At 30.3% G+C, this 254-nt stretch carries 1 protein-coding gene; it reads right to left on the minus strand.

All coding sequences use genetic code 11. The features are described 5' to 3' along the window. On the minus strand, window positions 1-182 hold a 182-nt coding region (locus tag V7164_RS25215), incomplete at its 3' end, for a hypothetical protein (protein WP_335355594.1). Window positions 183-254 lie beyond the last annotated feature (72 nt).

The raw sequence follows: 254 nt of genomic DNA on the forward strand, positions 1-254 counted from the left end.
TTTCCTAATTCAGAAAGAATATAGCCCAGATTATATAAGGTATCATCATCGTGCGGATTTAACTCGTACGCTTTATTTAAGTAAGGAAGTATACTATTGTTTAAACCGTTTTCAAATGCTACAATCGCGACAATATTTAATACTTTCTCCTTATTAATAGTTGTATTTAGAATGGCCTCCATTATCTCCTGTTCCGAGAAAATATTATTCGAAATATAATTTAATAATTCTTCTTTGGAGACCTTGACATCAAT

The sequence above is a fragment of the Bacillus sp. JJ1474 genome (genome assembly GCF_036965225.1).
Lineage (GTDB): Bacteria > Bacillota > Bacilli > Bacillales > Cytobacillaceae > Cytobacillus.